Source organism: Bacteroides sp. DH3716P (genome assembly GCF_025914115.1).
In the GTDB taxonomy this organism is placed as follows: domain Bacteria; phylum Bacteroidota; class Bacteroidia; order Bacteroidales; family Bacteroidaceae; genus Bacteroides; species Bacteroides ovatus.
Window position 1 is genome coordinate 2224510 of sequence record NZ_CP083673.1, and the last position, 20932, is coordinate 2245441.

General features: G+C 46.4%; 17 protein-coding genes and 1 riboswitch. Of the genes, 4 read left to right on the forward strand and 13 right to left on the reverse strand.

All coding sequences use genetic code 11. From position 1 onward, the window contains the following. Window positions 1-38: 38 nt before the first annotated feature. On the reverse strand, window positions 39-920 hold the full coding sequence (locus tag KQP79_RS08055) for a hypothetical protein (protein WP_008998748.1): 882 nt from the start codon (window positions 918-920) through the stop codon (window positions 39-41). Window positions 921-1107: 187 nt separating this feature from the next. Between KQP79_RS08055 and KQP79_RS08060 the strand changes: the two genes are divergently transcribed. The 3 genes from KQP79_RS08060 to KQP79_RS08070 all read left to right on the forward strand — a co-directional run bounded on the left by KQP79_RS08060 (window position 1108) and on the right by KQP79_RS08070 (window position 4431). After that, window positions 1108-2445 (forward strand): DUF5690 family protein, encoded by a 1338-nt coding sequence (locus KQP79_RS08060; RefSeq protein WP_004296790.1) that lies wholly within the window; start codon window positions 1108-1110, stop codon window positions 2443-2445. 37 nt (window positions 2446-2482) lie between these two features. After that, the gene (gene phnX, locus KQP79_RS08065) at window positions 2483-3268 is read left to right on the forward strand and encodes a phosphonoacetaldehyde hydrolase (RefSeq protein ID WP_004306877.1); all 786 of its coding nucleotides are present in this window, start codon (window positions 2483-2485) and stop codon (window positions 3266-3268) included. A gap of 74 nt (window positions 3269-3342) precedes the next feature. Continuing rightward, a complete protein-coding gene (locus KQP79_RS08070; RefSeq protein ID WP_004306876.1) occupies window positions 3343-4431 on the forward strand; it encodes a 2-aminoethylphosphonate--pyruvate transaminase in 1089 nt (362 codons plus the stop codon). 101 nt (window positions 4432-4532) lie between these two features. On the opposite strand, the gene KQP79_RS08075 is transcribed toward KQP79_RS08070, so the two are convergent. The 5 genes from KQP79_RS08075 to KQP79_RS08095 form a co-directional block, all read right to left on the reverse strand. After that, window positions 4533-5936 (reverse strand): MFS transporter, encoded by a 1404-nt coding sequence (locus tag KQP79_RS08075; RefSeq protein ID WP_004296786.1) that lies wholly within the window; start codon window positions 5934-5936, stop codon window positions 4533-4535. A 205-nt stretch (window positions 5937-6141) separates the two neighbouring features. After that, window positions 6142-6600, reverse strand: coding sequence for an anaerobic ribonucleoside-triphosphate reductase activating protein (nrdG, locus tag KQP79_RS08080; protein WP_004296782.1), 459 nt, complete (start codon window positions 6598-6600; stop codon window positions 6142-6144). Window positions 6601-6602: 2 nt separating this feature from the next. Continuing rightward, on the reverse strand, window positions 6603-8996 hold the full coding sequence (locus tag KQP79_RS08085; protein ID WP_004296781.1) for an anaerobic ribonucleoside triphosphate reductase: 2394 nt from the start codon (window positions 8994-8996) through the stop codon (window positions 6603-6605). Window positions 8997-9035: 39 nt separating this feature from the next. Further along, window positions 9036-9230: riboswitch (cobalamin riboswitch) on the reverse strand. A 282-nt stretch (window positions 9231-9512) separates the two neighbouring features. After that, window positions 9513-10337, reverse strand: a complete 825-nt coding sequence (locus KQP79_RS08090) for an Rpn family recombination-promoting nuclease/putative transposase (RefSeq protein WP_004310114.1) — start codon at window positions 10335-10337, stop codon at window positions 9513-9515. A 499-nt stretch (window positions 10338-10836) separates the two neighbouring features. Further along, window positions 10837-11349 (reverse strand): HU family DNA-binding protein, encoded by a 513-nt coding sequence (locus tag KQP79_RS08095; protein WP_004296776.1) that lies wholly within the window; start codon window positions 11347-11349, stop codon window positions 10837-10839. Window positions 11350-11599: 250 nt separating this feature from the next. Between KQP79_RS08095 and KQP79_RS08100 the strand changes: the two genes are divergently transcribed. Beyond that, on the forward strand, window positions 11600-11851 hold the full coding sequence (locus KQP79_RS08100) for a DUF4248 domain-containing protein (protein WP_004296773.1): 252 nt from the start codon (window positions 11600-11602) through the stop codon (window positions 11849-11851). Between the two features lie 196 nt (window positions 11852-12047). Here KQP79_RS08100 and KQP79_RS08105 read toward each other — a convergent pair whose 3' ends face one another. From KQP79_RS08105 to KQP79_RS08135, 7 genes are all read right to left on the reverse strand, one after another. Beyond that, window positions 12048-12575: a hypothetical protein gene (locus KQP79_RS08105; RefSeq protein WP_004296771.1), complete on the reverse strand. Its 528-nt coding sequence runs from the start codon at window positions 12573-12575 to the stop codon at window positions 12048-12050. A gap of 20 nt (window positions 12576-12595) precedes the next feature. Then, window positions 12596-14395 (reverse strand): hypothetical protein, encoded by a 1800-nt coding sequence (locus KQP79_RS08110; protein WP_022200250.1) that lies wholly within the window; start codon window positions 14393-14395, stop codon window positions 12596-12598. Between the two features lie 65 nt (window positions 14396-14460). Then, a complete protein-coding gene (locus KQP79_RS08115; RefSeq protein ID WP_004310112.1) occupies window positions 14461-15660 on the reverse strand; it encodes a hypothetical protein in 1200 nt (399 codons plus the stop codon). Between the two features lie 217 nt (window positions 15661-15877). Beyond that, the gene (locus KQP79_RS08120) at window positions 15878-17071 is read right to left on the reverse strand and encodes a BACON domain-containing protein (protein ID WP_004310111.1); all 1194 of its coding nucleotides are present in this window, start codon (window positions 17069-17071) and stop codon (window positions 15878-15880) included. Between the two features lies 1 nt (window position 17072). After that, complete coding sequence (locus tag KQP79_RS08125) at window positions 17073-18383, reverse strand: DUF4302 domain-containing protein (protein ID WP_004296764.1); 1311 nt, start codon at window positions 18381-18383, stop codon at window positions 17073-17075. A gap of 61 nt (window positions 18384-18444) precedes the next feature. Then, window positions 18445-19356 carry a putative zinc-binding metallopeptidase gene (locus KQP79_RS08130; protein ID WP_022200249.1) on the reverse strand — a complete coding sequence of 304 codons (912 nt, stop codon included), beginning with the start codon at window positions 19354-19356 and terminating at the stop codon, window positions 18445-18447. 20 nt (window positions 19357-19376) lie between these two features. Next, on the reverse strand, window positions 19377-20930 hold the full coding sequence (locus KQP79_RS08135; protein ID WP_004296760.1) for a RagB/SusD family nutrient uptake outer membrane protein: 1554 nt from the start codon (window positions 20928-20930) through the stop codon (window positions 19377-19379). Between the last annotated feature and the right edge of the window lie 2 nt (window positions 20931-20932).

Genomic DNA, 20932 nt, shown 5'->3' on the forward strand with positions numbered 1-20932 from the left:
AATTTTCATCCGGGATCTTTTTTTATTGTTGTTTGTCTTTAAATCTTCAACATCTTCTTCTCTCTCTCCAAATCCGTCTCATCCAACTTAGGTGAAGGCACCGTGCACGTTTTGATATAATCTCCCTCCTGACACGTATAATTATAGTACACCTCCAATTCCGGAGTCAATTCCGCCCGCGGAACCAGACACCCTTCCATCTCCAGAAACTGATTAACATCCGTACTATCCGACTGTTTCACCAATACAATACGACGCGCAATCGGATTATGATTGTAGTCCAGACAGAGATAAAGCCCTTTCAGCATATTCGGAAACTCATAATGCGGAAGTTGCAGGTAAATAGTCACCAGCGCAAACTGTGGCAAATCCCTTTCGTTGAACATCAGGTAAGAGTTCTGATGATTACTGATAATCCCGCTCCCCCAATGCACCGACTTATACGCATTAATCATCCCCACCTTCACATACTCATTATTCTCGGAAGCACAAATCATGTACGGCTCGATCTTCAAGCTATCCGTAGAAGACGACAAACTGTAACTAAGATACATACCGCTATAATTATACACCTCCTGCACAGACTCCTTCGCCTCTTTCCCCAGCAACTTGATAAAAGAGTTGCCATTCTCCGCCTCGCTCTGCACGTCCGGTTCCATCTCCTGAAGCAACAGCCTCACCGATCCCACATTATTTAATAAGCGTTTCTTGGAAACATTATTCACCAGTGCCAAAGCTTCATCCAGCGCCTCGTCCGGTGTGCGTGTTTTCAATAAATCGATATAAGCGGGAAGCACACTCGAATACAAAGCAGACAACACACTCGGAGCCATATCCACCCGGTCGGCAATTTCTTTCATCTTCACCCCGTTGTTGCGCAGGTACTCTATTCTTTTATAAATATCCGTAAGTTCGTCCATGATTTTTCGGTTTGTTAATTGATTCCGTTGCAAAGGAATGACTAAGGTATTATGTTTGTATTGCATGAATATTACATTAATATTTCAGTACACTTAAAGGCTCATATATACAATATGATTCATTGAAATTCATTTTTTCGTTCGCTCCGACACCCTACTTTTGCACCGGAAACAAAAAAATAGCATTATGAATTTCAAAGAAAAACTGTCGCCTTCGGCCCAAAAGAAACTTTCCGATTTACTCTTTATCCTTTATGCGGGAGGAGCGGCACTGCTATCCTATTCATTAGTCTACGCACTACGCAAACCGTTCACCGCCGCCACGTTCGACGGCATGGAACTATTTGGTATGGACTATAAGATAGCCACCAGCATCATCCAGATATTCGGATATATGGTATCCAAGTTTATCGGGATCAAACTTATTTCCGAACTGAAGAGAGAAGGCCGCCTGAAATTCATTCTTGTTTCTATTTTAGTGGCCGAACTCTCTTTGGTTCTTTTCGGATGCCTGCCCCGCCCGTTCAATGTGTTGGCGTTGTTCTTCAACGGACTGTCGCTTGGCTGTATGTGGGGAGTCATCTTCAGCTTCCTCGAAGGACGCCGGGTGACGGATCTGCTCGCTTCCCTTTTCGGACTCAGTATCGCAGTCAGTAGCGGCACAGCCAAATCCATCGGACTTTTCGTTGTCGACACCCTGCACGTCAGTGAGTTCTGGATGCCTGCACTGATCGGTGCGGTAGCATTGCCCTTGCTGGCAGGACTGGGCTATATCCTCGATCACCTGCCCAAACCGACTGCCGAAGACAAAGCACTGCGTGTGGAACGTGTCACTCTCAACAAACAACAACGCTGGAACCTGTTCCGCAGCTTTGCTCCCATATTGACACTGCTTTTCTTCGCCAACCTCTTTCTCACCGTTTTGCAAGATGTCAAGGAAGACTTTCTGGTGAAAATCATAGACGTCAATGCCGCCGGACTTTCCCCGTGGGTATTCGCCAAAGTGGACGGTGTAGTCACACTGATTATCCTGGCCATTTTCGCCACCTTGGCAGTGATGAAAAGCCACATCAAAGTACTTTCCGTTCTATTGACCCTTGTCATTGCGGGAGCAATCACACTTAGCACTGTGGCATTCAACTACCATACCCTGCAACTTTCTCCGCTCGTGTGGTTATTTATCCAGAGCCTCTGCCTCTATTTTTCCTACTTGAGCTTTCAAACCATTTTCTTCGACCGCTTCATCGCCTGTTTCCGCATCAAGGGAAATGTAGGTTTCTTCATAGCGATGGTCGATTCCATCGGCTACACAGGCACAGTGGTGGTATTGGTAGTGAAAGAATGTTTCAACCCGGATTTGAATTGGCTGGAGTTCTACAATACGATGGCAGGGACAGTAGGAATCGTCTGCACCTTTGCGTTCACCTTAGCAATGATTTATCTGACACAAAAATACAGAAAAGGGAAACAGGGTGAAATACGCGGGAACGAATCCTGCCCCGTCCCCTCCCTCGCTTCTTATTAATTTCCGACGAATAAACCAATATTATATAGAAACAAGAATGAAAAAGATTGAATGTATTATTATGGACTGGGCTGGTACAGCCGTTGACTATGGATGTTTTGCCCCCGTGGCTGCTTTTATCGAAGCATTTGCCGAAAAAGGACTGGTAATCGATGTTGTACAGACCCGCAAACCAATGGGACTACCCAAAATTCAACACATCCGCGAACTACTTTCCATGCCTGACGTGAACGAACAGTTTACCGCCCGTTACCAACGCGCCTGGACGGAAGAAGACGTGGTAGAACTAAACCGCCTTTTCGAGAAGCATCTCTTCGCCTCTCTCGAAAACTACACAGACCCTATTCCGGGAGTAATCCCAACTTTGGAAAAATTGCGTGCCGCAGGTATTAAAATAGGATCGACCACCGGCTATACCCGCGAAATGATGGATGTAGTTCTCCCCGCCGCACAGGCAAAAGGATACCACGTGGATTATTGCGCCACTCCCAACCTGCTTCCCGCCGGACGTCCCGCTCCTTACATGATTTTTGAGAACCTGACGAAATTAGCAGTCCCCAGCCTCGACGCCGTTATAAAAGTGGGTGATACGATTGCCGATATTCTCGAAGGAGTGAACGCGAAAGTGTATAGTGTAGGCGTGATTCTCGGCAGCAATGAAATGGCACTTACCGAAGCAGAAACAAAATCAATGCCTGCCTCCGAACTCGAAGCCCGCATCGCCGATGTCAAAGAGCGCATGCTTGCCGCAGGAGCTTCTTACGTGATACGCACTATCGAAGAACTTCCCGCACTGATTGAAACGATCAACGCCGGCAACTAACATTCAAGCCCGCACCCAACAATCAGAAAAGAAACAAAATCATTTATTTATTCATTTCTAAAGAAAACATCATTATGAAACCATATTTGTTATTAACTCCGGGACCTCTAACCACCTCTGAAACAGTAAAAGAAGCCATGATGACCGACTGGTGTACATGGGACGAAGACTACAACCTCGGCATTGTTCAGGAACTCCGCAAAGACCTGGTTAACATCGCCACTAAAAAACCGGAAGAATACACTTCCATCCTTTTACAGGGAAGCGGAACCTATTGCGTGGAGGCCGTTTTAGGCGCCACCATCACCCCGAAAGACAAACTCCTGATTTGTAGCAACGGAGCCTATGGCGACCGTATGGGCAACATTGCAGAATATTACCATCTCGACTACGACATGCTGGCTTTTGAAGAAACAGAGCAGGTATCAGTTGAATATGTAGACGATTATCTTAGCAATAACTCCGATATCACACATGTCGCTTTCGTTCATTGCGAAACAACGACCGGTATCCTGAATCCGATCAAAGAACTGTCCCACATCGTCAAGATGCATGGTAAAAAGCTGATTGTAGACTGTATGAGCAGCTTCGGAGGTATCCCCTTAGATGTAAACGAACTCGGTATCGACTTCCTAATCAGCAGTTCCAACAAGTGTATTCAGGGTGTACCGGGATTCGGATTCATCATCGCCCGCCGTTCGGAATTAAAATATTGCAAAGGAGTGGCACGCTCTCTTTCCCTGGACATCTACGACCAATGGGAAACAATGGAAAAAGGACACGGAAAATGGCGCTTCACTTCACCGACACACGTTGTCCGTGCTTTCAAACAAGCCCTGACCGAATTGATTGAAGAAGGAGGCGTAGAAGCACGTTACCAACGCTACTGCGAAAATCACCGTATTTTGGTGGAAGGTATGCGTGCACTCGGATTCAAAACATTACTCGAAGATGACATCCAGTCGCCTATCATCACTTCTTTCCTTTATCCGCATGAAGGATTCGACTTCAAAACATTCTACTATGCACTGAAAAATAAAGGATTCGTGATTTACCCGGGAAAGATTTCAAAAGCAGATACCTTCCGTATCGGAAACATCGGTGATGTGCATCCGGAAGACTTCCGCCGTCTGGTAGAAGTCATACGGGAAACGAAATACTAGAAAGTCAAATCTTTCAAGTTCATCTTGAATGATTACTTACTAATATGTTGTATGATGTTCCTGTGAAGTTCTGAAAGACTTAATCCTCTTTCAGGACTTCATTATTTTCTTTTCAGGGTGGAAGGCTGTGATAGCCTCAAGCTACTGACGATAGCTGCCACAACGGCAAACCCACTCCCCACCATCAGGCAAACAGCCGTGCTCCGGCTATGAGTGACAAAGCTGAAAAGCAAGGCAACCAATGTTGTTCCGGTGGTCTGTCCCAACAGGCGGGCCATTCCCAGCATCCCACTGGCCCCTCCCGAACGCTGCGTAGGAGCGGAAGAGATAATTGTACTGTTGTTTGGCGTCTGAAACAATCCGAAGCCTGCACCGCATAACATCAAACGCAGGATAATACTTATATCAGATGATTCGGCAGTCAGACTGGAAAGCGAGAAAAGCCCGATGGCAAACAAAACCATCCCGATACTTCCCAGTATACCGGGGTGAATACGCTCCACGAGATACCCTGCCAATGGAGCCGTGACCAGCGTAGCCAACGGCCACGGAGTAAGCAAAAGTCCGGTCATCACCTCACTGTGTCCTAAAGTGTTCTGCAGGAAAAAAGGCAGGGAAACCATTGCCGACATTTGAGCGATAAAGGAACAAATGGAAGTCAGGATGGATAACCGGAAAATCGGAATCCGCAACAGGTCGAGCGGCAATAGAGGAGTAGTCTGTGTGAGTTGCCGGCGCACATAGTACGTGCCTACCACTGCCAATACAACCAGTTGGATGAAAAGGAAATCCATTTCCTCGTGATGGGCGAATCCGTCCAGCGTATATATAAGCAGGCCGAAGGTAACCGCATTCGCTATGGCGCTGATATAATCGAATTTGCGTTTCGAGCGTTCCTCCTGCCTTGGCAGATGTTTGATGCCGAGAAACAATGCGGTAAGTCCTAACGGAACATTAATAGCAAATAACCAGTGCCAGCTGGCAATAGAAAGAATACCGCTCGCCACAGAAGGCCCGGCGGCAGCCGATATGGCAACGACCATCGCATTAATCCCCATTCCCCGCCCAATCTGGCTCTTCGGATAGATATAACGTAGCTGTGCCGTATTCACGCTGGTGATGGCAGAGGCACTGAACCCCTGAAAAATACGGGCGACGGTTAGCGTCCAAAACGAATCGGACAAGGCACAGATCAATGAAGTGATGCAAAACAGGCCGATACCCGAAAGAAAGACTTTCCGGTAACCGATGATTTCACCCAAAGCGGAAAAAGACAGTAGCGATATGACGATGGCCAGCTGATAGCCGTTGATAATCCAGGTGGTTACAGCGGGAGAAGTCCCAAAATCATGCGAAAGCGTGGGTAGTACGATATTGACGATGTTAATATCCAATACCGACATACAAAGAGCGAATCCAACGGACACCACCGCCCAAATACGCTTAGGCATCGGCAATCCGTCGGTTTCCTCTATTTTTTGAGTTGAATTTATCGATTGTACCATAAAAACTTATTCTTGTAAGTAGTCATTCTTTTTTCACCATAAAGCAACGCAGGGATGCAAACACAAACACCACCGACTACAAAAAAAGCACCGCGTTACTCCGTGATGAAAAATGATTCACTTGGTTTCGTAAAGGTAAACAAAACAATGGTACAGGTGTTTTTGTTTCCTTTGAAAAATAAGTTTTTTTAGTGGAGAAAAGTCGTTACTTCAACTTCAAGATCCGTTGATTACTGCTTCCCCTGAACTCCAGATACGGAGAGAAAAGAGCCTGCTCGAAGCGTCCGTCCACCAACACATCTATATAATCAAGAGCAGCACTCAAGCGGGGCTGTGCCTTGATTTCTTCGTAGCTATATCCTGTATAGCACCACACATTCATCCCCGTCTCCTCTTTCACCCGTTTCAGTAAAAGCAGAAACTCCTCCGGATGGAAGAACGGATCACCACCGGAAAAAGTAACACCGTCCAGCAAAGGATTTGCCTTGATTTCACGGATGATGGACTGTATTTTTTCTTCCGTCAACTCTTCCCCCGCCCTCGGATTCCAGCTCTCCGGGTTGTGGCAACCAGGACAGTGATGGGAACATCCGGCAAGATAAATAGAGTACCGGATGCCTTCACCATCGACAATCGTTTCAGGATAAGTTCCTAATAAATTCACTTCTACAGGTGTTTTACGCGGTCTTGTTCTTCTGCCCGTTTAGCAGAGTTCCAGGAACTCAAATCGCCTGTCAGGTAACCGGTTATACGGCGCATACGAAGGATGCTTTCACTCTGGCACACCGGACATTTATCGAAGATAACCCCTTTGTAACCACAGTTATGGCAAGTATCTACCGGGTGATTGATAGAGCCGTAGCCAATCCCCTCGTCGTGCATCACTTTCACAATCTTGGCGATGGCACGTACATTCTTCTGTGCTTCACCGTCCAGTTCTACATACGTGATATGTCCGCCGCGCGTAATGGCGTGGAACGGAGCTTCACGCTTGATTTTCTCAACGATGCTGATCGGTTCTTTCACGTCTACGTGAAAAGAGTTGACATAATAGTCGCGGTCTGTCACTCCGGGGATTTTTCCATATTTCCGACGATCCATTTTAGTGAAACGTCCCGAAAGTCCTTCGGCAGGAGTAGCCAGAACGGAGTAGTTCAGGTTATATTTCTCTTTATATTCGTTTACCACTTTATTCATTTCCATCACCGCTTCATACAGCGTGTCCCATGCTTTCTGGTTGTGGCCGTGACCTTGTCCGTAGAGAGCCACCATCGCGTTGTGTCCGCCGATAAATCCGATACCCAGCGTACCGCTGCGCAATGCATCACCCACCTGTTCATTCGGGTTCAGCTCACCGCCGCCTTTCCACACATTATTTCCCATCATGAACGGGAACTGACGTGCCAGGGCCGTACGCTGATACTGATAACGCTCGTAAAGCTGATCGGCTACAAGCACGGACATTTGGTGTACGGATTCGATGAAAATTTCTTTTGCCTTCTGTTCAATGGCATCCTTGTTGCGTTCATCCTCTATCAGGTTTTCCGCCTTGATGCGGGCTTCAATCGCCAGTCTCGGCATATTCAGCGTAGTGAATGAAAGATTGCCACGACCTAAAGAAGATTTTTCTCCTGCCACGTTTTCAAAGACACGGGTGCGACAACCCATCGTCGCCAATTCGTAGATGTAACGTTTCGGATCGTCCGCTCTCCATTTCTCGTTCTGATTGAAAGGTGCGTCGAGGAACATGAAGTTCGGGAACAATGCTTTCGCCGTAGTCTGGCAAGCCTTCAACAGCAAGTCGAAGTTGGGAGCCTCGTAACGGTCGGTCATTGCCTCTTCGATATTTTCCGCTTTCATTGCTTTCTCAAAGTCTTTTTCCGAGTAAGAAACTCCGTCTTTCACCTTGAAAATCTGGATCGGGAATACAGGCACCTCACCTCTTGTACCCAATCCTTCAATGGTAGCTTTCAGCAATTCTTCGATCACCATGCGGCCTTCGGCAGAAGTGTCCGTACCGTAGTTGATGGAGCTGAATACCACCTGATTACCGCCACGTGAATGCATCGTGTTCAGGTTGTGGATAAATCCTTCCATGGCCTGATGGGTATCTTTGCGAGTCTGCTGATAAGCTTTCTCAACGATACGGGCAAGGTGTTCCTTATCTATAATAATCTGTAAAGCCACCAAAGCAATGCGCAATGTTTCGCGTTCGGCTTCAGTAGTCTTGATAGACGGAAGATATTCTTTAATCAATGTGCGGATGGATTTCTCATCGGCCTGATTTCCGTTTTCCATGGCGACATAGAAATTGATGAACGATGCCAGATGCTTGCGGAAAGATTTGGCCACACCTTTTGCCATGAAGAAATCGAAAGCAGGAATTGCCTGTCCGCCATGCTGCTCATTCTGATTCGTCTGGAAAATAATAGTAGCCAACGTAGCATAACTCTGGATGCTTTGCGGGGTACGGATACTACCGTTCTTGGTGCGAAAACCACGTTCAAAGAGGTCATCCATATCATATTGGATACAGGTCGTCGTCTTTGTCGGATAATAATCCAAGTCGTGAATGTGAATATCTCCCAACTGGTGCGCTTCGGCAAAACGTTTCGGCAACAGGTATTTATACGTATAATCTTTGGTTACTTCGGAAGCGAACGTCATCATCTGTCCGGCAGGCGTGTGACTGCTCATGTTGGCATTGCTCAAGTTGACATCGTTCTTGTCGATAGCAACGATGCCGTCCATCACTTGCTTCATCTGGGTTTTCTTATCGCGCTCCGTATTCCGCCATTCGCGATAAATAATATATTTCTTCGCTACTTCCGGGCGTACTTTCATCAACGACTTTTCTACTAAATCCTGAATCTCTTCTACGGTAATAGTAGGAGTAGTAAACTGACTGATTACGTTCATAGTGATGTCAGCCACCAACTGCTGCTCATCCTGAATACCTGTTGCACTGAATGCTTTACTAATTGCATTCTTGATCTTACTGATAGAGAAATCTTCTCTCTTACCATCACGTTTGATGATACAAATTTCCGCGTAGTTCATAACTTTAACTCCCGAAAGTTTAAATTTAAAATATTGATAACTAAAAGAAAAAGTTCCGGCAGGTCTTCTGACTTATCCCTCCCTCGCAACACCTTCCCACACCGACATCGATGCAGTGGCTTATTGTGCGGATTCTTAGAGAATTACAGCAGCGGGTACTGTCGCCGATTTACACAGCGTTCCCTCATTGACTAAACCTCTTTTAGCTCCGAAACCGGATACAAAGATAGAAGATAATCTAATAGCTTGGTTAGCTTTTAACATTAAATTTCGGGAAACATTTCTTTCTCGCTGATACAGAAAGTTTTCCAAAACGGAAAACTTTTTTCTGATTTTAACGTGGATAATATTCCAATTCCGTTTATTTCACCCAAAAGACATATATAGTTTTTAGCTACTTCACTCTTAGCGAAAAAAGAATGTGTGTAAAAGTCTCCACAACTATCTTTTGCTTCATAAGTTACAGACTATTTTTCACTTTCGACCAAACCTTTCTTTCCGATAAAATGAAAGAAATTATAATTTTTCGATTTCTTCTTTCGAAAGCCCGGTAGATTTTATGATAATATCGTCAGCCACTCCTAATTCTTTCAAATTACGAGCTGTTTCTTCTTTACCTTTTTGCAAGCCTTTCTGTTCAGCAAAGTCCAACGTATTAAAATAATCGTTATAAACTTTCCATTCTTCTTCATACTGGGCTCTTTCCTCCTGGGTCATATTTGCTTTGGAAGCCAACTTTTCAAGTCGCTCGAAGACGGCCTTGCGAGCCTTGAAAGGCATCCGGTCAAGTGTATCCATATGCTTTAGTATATAAATCCAGCGTTCAAAATCATTTTCACATTCATCCTCCTCTTTGTTGAAGTTCGGCAGTTCGATAAAAATCTGCCGGAACTTGTTGCTGAAGAGCTTCCCCGTATCCCTGTCAGAAAGAACGATATCCGTTCTGATTTTAGAGGGCATATCCTTGTCCATCACGAAATTCATGAAGAACACTCCGTACACGGCATCCAATTGAAAGTTCCAAACTCCCCTTTTCGCCTGCTGCGTAATGGCCCTAGAAAGATAGAAGAGGGCACGATCTTTAAAGTAAGGCTGTTCCCGGTTCTGCATTTCTACGATAATACGTTCACCGGTATCGGTTACGCAATAGATGTCGTAGATAAGACCTCGTTCTGTTTTTACTTCCGGCTGCTGTTCACTGTTAAGGAACTGAATGTCGGTAATCACATGCTCTCCTACGAGCAAATCGTTCAAGAAGTCGATTAACAACTCCTTTTCTACCTCTCTGCCGAATAAAAACTTAAAGCCAAAATCGGTAAAGGGATTGATAAATCTTCCCATTATATGCTGTGTCTCAATTACAAAACAAAGATAGAGTTTTTTTGTTGAATACGGTCAAGAATAGAAAAAAATAAATGGGTACAAAAAAAGAAGCTGCCTCATTCATCGGGAGACAGCTTCTTCATTTGAACCTTGAGCCTTACTTTACTTTCACTTTATGAGTTGCTCCACGTTTGTTACCGGTTCCGTGAGCTATGTGCGGGCGGCACGTTTCGTTTTTTTTCAGGATCATTTTTTTACACGTACACTAATCTTTTTCCGTCTTACTGCTTCTCCGATGACGGAACCGCAGAACAGCCTCAAGAATGTCTAACAACTTTTCCAGTAATAATTTCATTCGCTTTTCTATTAAGGTTGATAATCTATTTTATATCGGTCGAAGTGCAACCATCAGCTATACCCGATTCGCGGCTACTGATAAGTCTATCAATAAGCTTTAGTTTGCCTGACAAACTTATCAGTTAATCCCTACGGATTCAGCTGCCAGCTGCACTTCCGGTCAAGCGGCCGGGTCCGGCGCTTCTCCTCCTCCGCCACCGGGTTCGTCGCCGTCATCCGGGTCTTTGTCAACGACATCGTCGGCCACAAACGAACCCGCTACATCCTTGATGTGCACAAACTCCACTCCGGTGGTCAATGCGCGGGTAGCACTTCCGTTAGCGGCACGGGTGTATTCAGGGGTAAACTGACAACGCAATGAAGTGATCTGCGAACTGCTGACTTTACTCTCCAACTCCACTCCTTTTCCTCCTGCTTTGGCAATCATTGTAAATGTTCCCAAGCCTTCGAGGCGCACCGTGCGGCTGTTGAGCAACTGTTCGCGCATCACCGACATCAGGTTACGAATCACGTTATGAACATCACCCGCCGTCAGCGAGGCTTTTTCTGCAATCAATTCCGCCATTTTCTGCGTATTGACCATTTTCCCGAATTTCACCAGACGGGGATAATAAAGTTTCTGTCCTTCCTTGTTGGCAAGTGTTGCCTGATAAGGTTTGTAAATTAATGGCATACTGTTTTCCTTTCTTTTTTGATTGATGAATAAATAACTACTGTTTGTAACCGATTACGAAGACAAAAGTACACGAAGAGAAAAAAGCAGGGAAACACGATGTTACAACCCGTCGCAAGAGAGAACAGACAAACACAATTTGATACGATTCATGCCTACAAAGGCTTCTGTACAAAACAGAACCAACCGACATAAAAAGGCGTACCTTTGCATGAGTTCATACAAAATAAACCTCTAAAAAACAGTCAATATGAAAACAGAAACAACTCCAAAAGCAGAAACAGAGAGCCGTACCCGCATACAAGCCTATAGCAAAAGCCAGTTGGCCGGACTTTACCTACCTCACATACAGTCCGCCTCGGCACGACGCACCCTCCGTAGTTGGATTGCCAAGAACACTGCACTGCAAGCCGCACTCGCTCAAACCGGATATAGTGAAAAAGCCATCCTGCTCACTCCGGCACAAGTAAGGCTGTTCTTCAAGTTTTTAGGAGAGCCCTGAAACGACTCTTTTACAAAGAAAATATCATTCGGAGAAAGATAAAGCCAAACAAGGCAAGAAAAAAGGCAAGCCAAAGCAAAGCGGACATTTCATCACAGATCACGCGAATCAAATTATAACTTGCTGATTGCTGTTATAAAGAGTCCAAGATAATCTGTAACGAACTGTCCGCTCATTATATAAAAAAAGGATTATATCATTCCGGAGTACCTTCTCCCGACGGCTTCATCAAATCGGCTGTAACCTCCGCTTTAAAACGGACACCGTCGTGAAGCCGCAGATTCAATTTGACAGTAACATTCTCATCGTTGTTACGCTTCACATAAAACGTTCCCGTCACCCTTTTATATTGGGAATAATAATAGAACGGATCTTCGTAAATAAAGAAATACTGGTCGTTTTGGTACAAGGTCGATGCATCCACCACTTGCCCCTCCCAATACATACCCAGAGAAAACAAAAAATAAGTACTAGTTTTCCCGTCCTGTATCTTTTCCGGAGAAAAGATACAGGTAAAATAACCACCGTCCATAGTAGCCTCACCGGACACGATCCTGTTCGCTTCCCCCCGGAATGAATAAGTACCGATGGAAGGCAATTCCTCCACATCCGGACCGGGATTTACCGGATCATTATCTTTATCGTCACTACATCCGGCAAAACCCACCAGAAGCAATCCCGATAAAACATATAAATTTAAATATTTCAATAAGATTTTCTTCATGAATACACTTCATTAAATCGTCACTCTATTACTGTCACCGCACCTTTATAGTAGCCGGACAAACTGGCATCGCCATATTTCTTAATACCTACCACTTCAAAAGTCATTTCAACTTCATTGCCCTGAAGAGACACCGAAGTCCGGCCTCCCAGAGCCAGATTGCCCAATGTGGTATTAGCCCGACTGTAAGTCACTCCTTCATACGTAATCGAGATTTTCACATTTTCATCATCACCGGAGAATCCGCGGAGCACTCCATCCAGCATTGTTTTCGAAAGACGCACCACTGCATCCGCTGCCGACATTCCCGCCACAGTAGTGATACCTGGTTGTCGTGAAAGGTAAATAACACAAATATCCGCATCCGTCTTATCTATCACCACAGACTGGATAGTGACCGGAGTACCGTCCGCCCCTAAGCGATATTCATTCGGGATCGTCGTATCATACACCGCGAAAGCACCGTTATAGTTACCTGATATTTTAAGGCTATTATCACCCAAATATTTGAGGTTAAGCGTCAATGAATATTCATTATCCGCTGATTTCGATACACTGAACGTACCTGCCGCATCCTCCAGGTGACCTTTGGATATTTGTATTCTTTCTTCGTCATACGGGCTATAATAAGTAAACTCAAAAGCCAGATTGGTATCTGTAATATCCACCTCCTGCCCGTTAAGTCCTGCATTCGGAACAAAAAGGCGCACATAATACGAGTTTACATTTTCCAAGTCCGCAGCAGATGAAATTCCCGACGGAGTGAGATACAACGCTACTCCTGCATCTGTCTTTTCATAGAAAGTAGCTTTGATGTCACGCGTTTTTTCTCCGTTCAACGTTAATATATTCGTCGTACTCTGCTTAATTTCAGAATAAGCACCCTCATAAGAACCTTCGAACTTTTCACCCGAAAGCAAAGTAAAGCTAAAAGTTACTTTCACATGATCGTCCGTCTTTTCTACTTTGAACTTACCTGCCGAACATATTTCAGACCATCCATAAGGCTCCACCGCACCCAGATCGTCAGCTCCCAATTCTGTCATATTATAGAAAGCATAATCCGTACCGTCATAAGACGTGATATCCAATACCTGTCCCAACATATCCGGATTGATTCCGATCATCAGGAACTCCGTGTCCGACATATCTTCCACCGTTGTCACTCCCGCGTCCGGACTAAGATAAAGGTATTGAATCCCTCCGATGACAGTAGCCACCGCCGATTTCAACGGACGCACTTCACTTCCGAAAGAAAATTCACTGGGCAACTTTGCAGGAGCCTTGTAGCTACAACCAGCCTCCCCTGTAAACTTACCGCCACTTTTCAGCGTACAATCAAAAGTAGCTTTCACAGCCGATATCTCATTCTCACCCGGAGTCATCGTCAAAGTGATCTTGCCTTGCGTCAGCACCTCTTCCCATTCGTAAGGGTCCACGGCTACAATAGCCTCACCATCGGCATCCATGTAATAAAGCACATAATCGTCACCTTCAGAGCTGCCTACCGTAACCGGACTGCCCACCAGACTCTTATCCACTCCCAGCATCACATATTCCTTTCCGCTATTCATAAAGTCTTCAAGCGTTTCCAAACTCTGCAACGGACTCATACACACATACACAATGCCATCCTGTTCAAAACAAGACACCGATTTAGCTTGTATCGTCTTATCCTTATACGTATACGTATTCACTGTTTCCACAGGTTCCAGTTCCGGCTCCGGTTCGGGATCAGTGGCCGGATCATCGTCACTACATGCCACAAAACAACTCATTGCCAACATGAATAAGAAAAAGGAAATAAATCTAGTTTTCATATTTCTCGTTTTTTGGGTTAATTATAAAATCGCGTTATTAGTAAAATGATGCCATCCACCCGTGTTTACTGCGGACGATAATCAAATACGGTAATAGGAGCATCCTGCGAATAAGTGGTACGTACATGATTCGGGTGTTCCTTATCACAGTCAATAAAATCTATCGTCAGCGTGTGTTTGTCACCGTCGCGTGCCACAGTCATGGTTCCGCCGTCTATGCGTGCATATTCTTTCATGGCTCCGTTCTGAAGTTTCTCATACCAGGTTCCTCCCGGATAAGTAAAGCCGTTAGGATAGCCCGAAGCTATGTTTCCCGGTTTCAGCAACTCGCGCGGGATACCATATGATTCCTTATCACGCGCCACCACCGTATAAGTACCTGCCGGAATACCCTGTGTTACATCCGTAGCCCATTCCACGAAAAATTCCACCTTCAATACTCTTCCATTACCGGCCGGCCAAGTGTCGACAAGACTTATACTCTCTTCCGCCAGATAAAGCTCGACTACCCGGCACGACTCATCTTGCAGATAATAAGAATCGCCCTTATCCTGCAGGCGGGCTTGCGTCCATCCATTCAGTGCAATATCGGTGGTCAGCGTAGAATTAGGAGTTTCATCCTTGCTTTCGTGACGGTCGATGGTGATTACTTTTCCCGTATAGGTGAAATAACGTTTCAAGGAAAGATCGCCCACCAATGTTCCGCTAATCGAATATTCACCACCGGACAGCCGTTTCACCGTCATTTTACCACCGGAAAGCAAATCGGCATCGACACTCGTAGAGTAAGATTTCACATCACCGTAGAAAGTTCCGGCAGGAATATCCACCTTTCCGGTCGGGAGATCGATTTGATTCATATATCCGAGGTTGAATGTCCATTCATCAAACGTGTATCCGTTCAATGCTGCATCAAAAGTGCCTTCAGGGAGCGGAAATTCCGTAGCTTCCGAAGCAAATGGCGGGACATTCAGGCTGAACGCCATGATCTTGCCCGGTCCTATCGGATTACCAGTAGCATCTACTTCCATATCCGTATAAAGCGTCAATACAAAATGATCTGTGCCCACTCCGTCTTTATCTCCCCAGTACACCAGGTTGGAGTTGACAAACTCCACCACTTCCGGCGCCGGGTTTACGTCTTCTCCACCGGGTTTTCCTCCCTCCGGATTTTCGGCGTCATTGTCACTGCAAGCGGTCAACACCCCCACAGACGCAACAGCGAACAGGCAGACACCCAATAACTTCATTATTTTCTTATCCATATCAGACTGATTTATATATTTTACATCATTGAAAAGAACTTCCGTAGCGACCGGGAATCATAAAAAAGGCGGAGTAAGCTCGGGAAAAGGATTCCCATTCTTCGCACGAGTATCCCCGCCTGTCATATAGTAAAGTTAAATTAAGAGAGAATTAGTAAATTCTCATTCCGTTTCACAACGGTAGTTCTTTTCTTTATTCATCAATGTTATGTTCGTTTTATCTGAAAAGTGCAATATCCGGGAAAAGGATACAATCTTTCAGTGTCCCGGTCAGGAACTGCTGTCCGTCAAACAATGCTATCGCCAGGTAGCATCCGCTTTCCGGTGCTCCGGTCACGTCCTGAAAACTGACTCCGACAGAACCGTCCTGATAAAGCACAGGAGCGAAACCGAAATTTCCTTTCGAATAAATATTGGAAGAAGCCGCTACAGAAAAGCCGTACAGGGTTTGCAAAACAACACCTGCCCCATCATCCGATGTTCCGTCCGATACTCCACCTGACGTTCCGTCCGAAGCGCCTTCTGCCACCTCATCCGCAACTTCTTCCACGACCGTAAAGTCTTTCTGTGCCGCACCGATAGGAACCACAAACGATCCATTTTCATAGGTAGCCTGCAATGAAATCGTAGCCTTTGCGGGGTCTTTCAGATATTGCGCTGCCGGAGTATTTGCCAACGACATCTTAATGGTATATCCCTCGCCATCGACATTCTTCGAAATTTCAGTAGCCGACAAGGGATAGGCGTTTTCGATATTCTTCGTATCCCATTTCACATAAATCCGGCTATTTCCCCACACTCCAAGCAGGTCCGTCGCTTCATACTGGTAGACGTAGTAAAGGAACTTCCGCCCCTCATTGGTGCTGACCAATAACTGGCAGGCACGGGGATTTCCGGTTTTGTTCTCTTTCAACACAAGCAAGAAACCATCTTCTTTTGAAGCAGCCGGCACCTCCACCCAGTCGATTCCCCGCTGCACGCTCACTTTGAAATCAAACGAACTATTCACACGTACAATCGTCTGTGAAGGAGCATTTCCGAAGCGTATCACCTGCTGGTCGGAGTCGGGAGCAAAAATATTTCCCTCCTGCGTCACTACAATTTTCTGTTCGCTATTACCATCGCTCACGGTCACCTGCGTGGCACGTGACGTATATTCATAATTGGCTCTGGCAAGCAAAGTTATCTTTTCGTTTGTCACTTCGATTACCCTGCACCAGTCCGCACCCGAAACGGCAGTCAGTTCTCCGGTAGCCTGCAAAGCCACTTCCACCGTTCCGCCTCCGGCTGCCAGATCGACGTCCGCATTCATGATGCGGAAGCCTTGTGCCGTTTCATCGTTTTCCTTGTCGCACGCTGTCATCAGCAAACAGCACGCAGATAATAACAGTATAACTAACTTATTCATCATATCATTCTTCTATTGTTTTTTTAATCAACCTGATTGCTGCAACTGCATCCGTGTATCCCATGAAAGAGGCCTCCTCATCCTGCGAGTCGTACACACCGAAGATAAATCCGGAGATTTCACCCATCCACACTCCATTGTCCACCAGATAAATGCCGTCGGTGGTAGGATAACTGATAAGACCGATTGCCGAACTGCGCAAAACATAATCATTCATCAAATCCCACATAGCCAGATACACGTAACCTCCCTGTACTTTCTTCAAAAATTGCGGCAAGATGGAAAGTCCGCCACGCGGCTTGTCATAAGTTACCAGAATGTCATATTCGAGTCCTTTGAGCCAATAGCTCTTGCCGTCCTCGTCCTTCACCAGTTGAATCTCCTGCGAAGCCACTTCCATCTGGTTCGTCGCATCGTTCAGACGATAAAAATCCATCTGGTAAGTGCCTGGATAATAGTCGTAACTTTGATACCCGGCAGTATAGACACCCGCCAGTTTCACCTCCGTAGCTCCTTCGTCGGTACAAACAAAGCTGATCTCCTCGTTCTTCCAGACAAAATTCTGCATGGTTTGTCCGTCTATCGTCACCGGTTCGTGAAAACGCATTCCGTCGGTGGTAAACATAAAAGGTACGGTTTTCTGATGCACCTTTCCAACTTCGTCATAATAGGTCACAATGAACGTATAGTTGCTGCGTAGCATTTGCCCGGTGTAGAGTCCGTCCATCCGCAGGTCGTATTCATAAAAGAAAGCATCGTCTTCCACTTTCTTTATCCGGGTGAGATATTGCTTCCACGTCTGGTCGGCAGAAAAAGCCTTCATCACGATGCGGTTGCCATATTTCTTGCCTTTCAGTTCGATACGGTCGGCGGTGGCATCGGAGATCACGAATTCGTAGTCGCCTCCGAGCGTTCCGTTCGGGTCGTCGGCCATACTTCCCTGTGGTTGACCGAAATAATGCACCAGATAATTGTAGGTATCGAAAGACAACATCGTTGCCTGCTCGGACTTGACGCTATAAAGCGAACTGACCGTCTCATCCGCTCCCGCTATCTGCGAAGCCATCGTCACCCGCTGGCCGTCGAACTTGCAAAGCAGGGTAATACCTCCCAGCGAGTAGTCCTTACCGACGTAATATTCCATCACCCATCCGTTGGGTGCTGCTTCCAGCAGTTCGCTGCAACGCTTCACATCGGCCGTGGCACGGTTGGCAGACGAATCGTCAAAATAATCTTCTTCCTGAAAGAGGCACGACTGCAAACCCAGGCAGACAAGGGCCAACAGGAAATATATCGTTCTATTTTTCTTCATCATAATAATGTGTAATTAAATAATCATCCAATCGTCAATCAAAAAAACAAGAGGTGACCGGCACTTATTGAATAGTGCTCAAGTCAATTTCGGTAATCTCCTGCTGGCGGCGCAGCACGATTTTACGAAGTTCGTTGAGGTCGATCCCCCATGTGTCGCGCATATAGTTATAGACAATCGTGAATTTCTTGTTGATGATGGCAGCGCCCGATTCTCCGGCTGCCGTCATCATATTGTCCCAGTAGGCCTGCGTATGTGTGACGTACATGGCTATATTTTCCACAAAATCCTCGTTGGACTGGCTCATGGCATAAGCCGTCACGAAACCGTCGGACCAGGCCACATCGTCCGTGCGGGGCATGGCACCCTGGGCGGTCATGTAGTAATACCAGTCGGCTCCCACGTATTTTCCTTCCGAGATGCGGTTGAAAGAAGGGTCGAAATTCCGTTTCTGATGCAGGATATGGGCAAATTCATGATGCATCGTTTCAAAATAATACTCGTTGAGCTTTTCGATATTGTTCTTCTTTATGTTGAGGTCGTTCACGTTATAGAGGGTGATTTTCTTCCCGCCTTCTGCCGTGCCGAGCACCATGTTACCGCTACTTTCGTAGGCGGGCGATCCGATGAGGTGGAATGTCTTGGGTACGTAGACACGGAGAAAATCCATTCCTGCCAGTTCGACGTAAGCGTCCATCCAGACGTGTTTGATGATTTTCGACAGTGCCACCGCTTTGTCATAGTCGGCGGGCACGAGGTTGTATTTATGATCGCTCTCGATATCCTTCATGCGGTACATGAAGTCGATGTTATAAGGATAGGTGTAGTTGTCGAGCAGCCAGTAATCGAAAGCATTTCTCTCCAGAGGTTCGGTAGAGAAGATGCTGTTCGCGGTGTCTATCTCGTCGTTATTGTTGCAAGCCCCCAGGCAGACTGTGGTGAGAGCAAGCAAAGAGTAAATGATCTGTTTCTTCATAATTTTCACTTTTTTCTCTGTTAGTTTCTTCTCGGGTTAGGTTGCATTCCCGCCACGATCACGTTTCGCGGAATCTGGATGGCACGGCGCAGGTCGTTCGGCGGCATTTCGTCGGTGACACGTTGAGTAGCCATGTTGCGACGGTAAATCATAATACCGTACCGTTTGATATCGGGCCAGCGCATCCCCTCGTGCAGGGTAGTGACACGGCGTATGTGCAGAATACAGTGAAGAATATTTTCCTGCATCCCTTCCTCGATAGTGAAATCGGGAGCTAGCTGTTTCTTGGGCGTCTGTTGCGTGAAAGGCGTGTAGAAATTCATTTTATCATAATACGCATTGATCTGGTCGGGTGTCAGGGCCGATTTGTTGCGGGTGTAGGCACGTTGCCAGCTCGTGATGTCGGCAGCCGACTGGGGGTACATTTTCTTCAACGCGTATGCTTCGGCACGGCAAAGCAGGGTTTCGTCCGTTGAAAACAATACCGGCATATAATAAAGGTAGCCGCCATCATAAAGTCCGCTCTTGCGCAGGATGCTGGCTACAAATCCGGTGGTAGAGAAAGGTTTCAGATACAAATAATCCGAGCTGCCCCACAGTCCTGCAGAAAGACAGGTTTCGCTGGTGGCGAGCGTTTGGTTGTGGAAGTAACGCGGGCCTACCAGGTAGTCGCTTCCGAGTGCGCCCCAGTTGGAGACGGTGCTGCTTATCAGCAGGTTCGCCTCATTGGAAGAAGCAATATACGCATCTGCCTGCACATTTCCGTTCACGGAAAGATTGCTCAATGCTTCCCAGTCGCGGAGCAGGTCGTCGGGGTTGCTGCCCAACACACGGGTGGCAAAGTCAATCACCCGGTCGCAGTTGGAGAAATCGGGTTTCATATAATAAAGGTAGAAACGGGCGGCAAAGGCATAGGCGGCCTTGCGGGTGAAATGGTATTTGGGGACGGAATATCCGTCGTCCGAAATCAGTTCCACTCCCTCCAGGAGGTCACGCTCCACTTTCCGGTACACTTCTTCCAGCGTGCCGCGCTCGTAACGGGGAGACACGGTGGTTTCCACGTCTTCCATATAGGGGATTCCCAACGATTCGGAGGCATGAGTGTCATAAGCATTGCAGAAGATAGTTGCCAGCATGAAATGGCAGTAGGCACGGCACACCAGTGCTTCACCGCGCTGCGGGTTGAGCGATGCCGGATTTCCTTTCTCCTCTATCGCCTTGAGTGCCATGTTGGCGGCTGAAATTGCACCGTAATAACCTCCCCAAAGGGAATTGGGTGTGTCCTGATATTCCTCTTTGGTATCTTCCCAGTTGTAACATTCCTTTTCGGAAAGCTGGTAGTAACCGTAGGTGGGGCCGCTATCATCGGAGTTGTCGCTGTAGAGTTCGAACAGTTCGTTGGGCGATACGTCGGGATAGGCCGATACAAGCAGTTTGGCTATTTTCTGGTCGGTGTTCAGTTCCGTGCGGTTGTCCGGTGTTTTGTCCAGAAAATCATTGCAGGAAACGGTAGTCAGACCGGAAGCTGCGGTGAGCAGCAGCACAGGGAGTATATGGTTTATTTTCGTCTTCATCT

What these genes read in the sequence shown, in the direction of transcription:
- KQP79_RS08085 (WP_004296781.1), bottom strand. Translation starts at nt 8,996, where the DNA reads ATGAACTACGCGGAAATTTGTATCATCAAACGTGATGGTAAGAGAGAA.
- KQP79_RS08095 (WP_004296776.1), bottom strand. Translation starts at nt 11,349, where the DNA reads ATGCCATTAATTTACAAACCTTATCAGGCAACACTTGCCAACAAGGAA.
- KQP79_RS08135 (WP_004296760.1), bottom strand. Translation starts at nt 20,930, where the DNA reads ATGAAGACGAAAATAAACCATATACTCCCTGTGCTGCTGCTCACCGCA.
- KQP79_RS08120 (WP_004310111.1), bottom strand. Translation starts at nt 17,071, where the DNA reads ATGATGAATAAGTTAGTTATACTGTTATTATCTGCGTGCTGTTTGCTG.
- KQP79_RS08100 (WP_004296773.1), top strand. Translation starts at nt 11,600, where the DNA reads ATGAAAACAGAAACAACTCCAAAAGCAGAAACAGAGAGCCGTACCCGC.
- KQP79_RS08125 (WP_004296764.1), bottom strand. Translation starts at nt 18,383, where the DNA reads ATGATGAAGAAAAATAGAACGATATATTTCCTGTTGGCCCTTGTCTGC.
- phnX (WP_004306877.1), top strand. Translation starts at nt 2,483, where the DNA reads ATGAAAAAGATTGAATGTATTATTATGGACTGGGCTGGTACAGCCGTT.
- KQP79_RS08115 (WP_004310112.1), bottom strand. Translation starts at nt 15,660, where the DNA reads ATGGATAAGAAAATAATGAAGTTATTGGGTGTCTGCCTGTTCGCTGTT.
- KQP79_RS08060 (WP_004296790.1), top strand. Translation starts at nt 1,108, where the DNA reads ATGAATTTCAAAGAAAAACTGTCGCCTTCGGCCCAAAAGAAACTTTCC.
- KQP79_RS08070 (WP_004306876.1), top strand. Translation starts at nt 3,343, where the DNA reads ATGAAACCATATTTGTTATTAACTCCGGGACCTCTAACCACCTCTGAA.
- KQP79_RS08075 (WP_004296786.1), bottom strand. Translation starts at nt 5,936, where the DNA reads ATGGTACAATCGATAAATTCAACTCAAAAAATAGAGGAAACCGACGGA.
- KQP79_RS08105 (WP_004296771.1), bottom strand. Translation starts at nt 12,575, where the DNA reads ATGAAGAAAATCTTATTGAAATATTTAAATTTATATGTTTTATCGGGA.
- KQP79_RS08055 (WP_008998748.1), bottom strand. Translation starts at nt 920, where the DNA reads ATGGACGAACTTACGGATATTTATAAAAGAATAGAGTACCTGCGCAAC.
- KQP79_RS08130 (WP_022200249.1), bottom strand. Translation starts at nt 19,356, where the DNA reads ATGAAGAAACAGATCATTTACTCTTTGCTTGCTCTCACCACAGTCTGC.
- KQP79_RS08090 (WP_004310114.1), bottom strand. Translation starts at nt 10,337, where the DNA reads ATGGGAAGATTTATCAATCCCTTTACCGATTTTGGCTTTAAGTTTTTA.
- KQP79_RS08110 (WP_022200250.1), bottom strand. Translation starts at nt 14,395, where the DNA reads ATGAAAACTAGATTTATTTCCTTTTTCTTATTCATGTTGGCAATGAGT.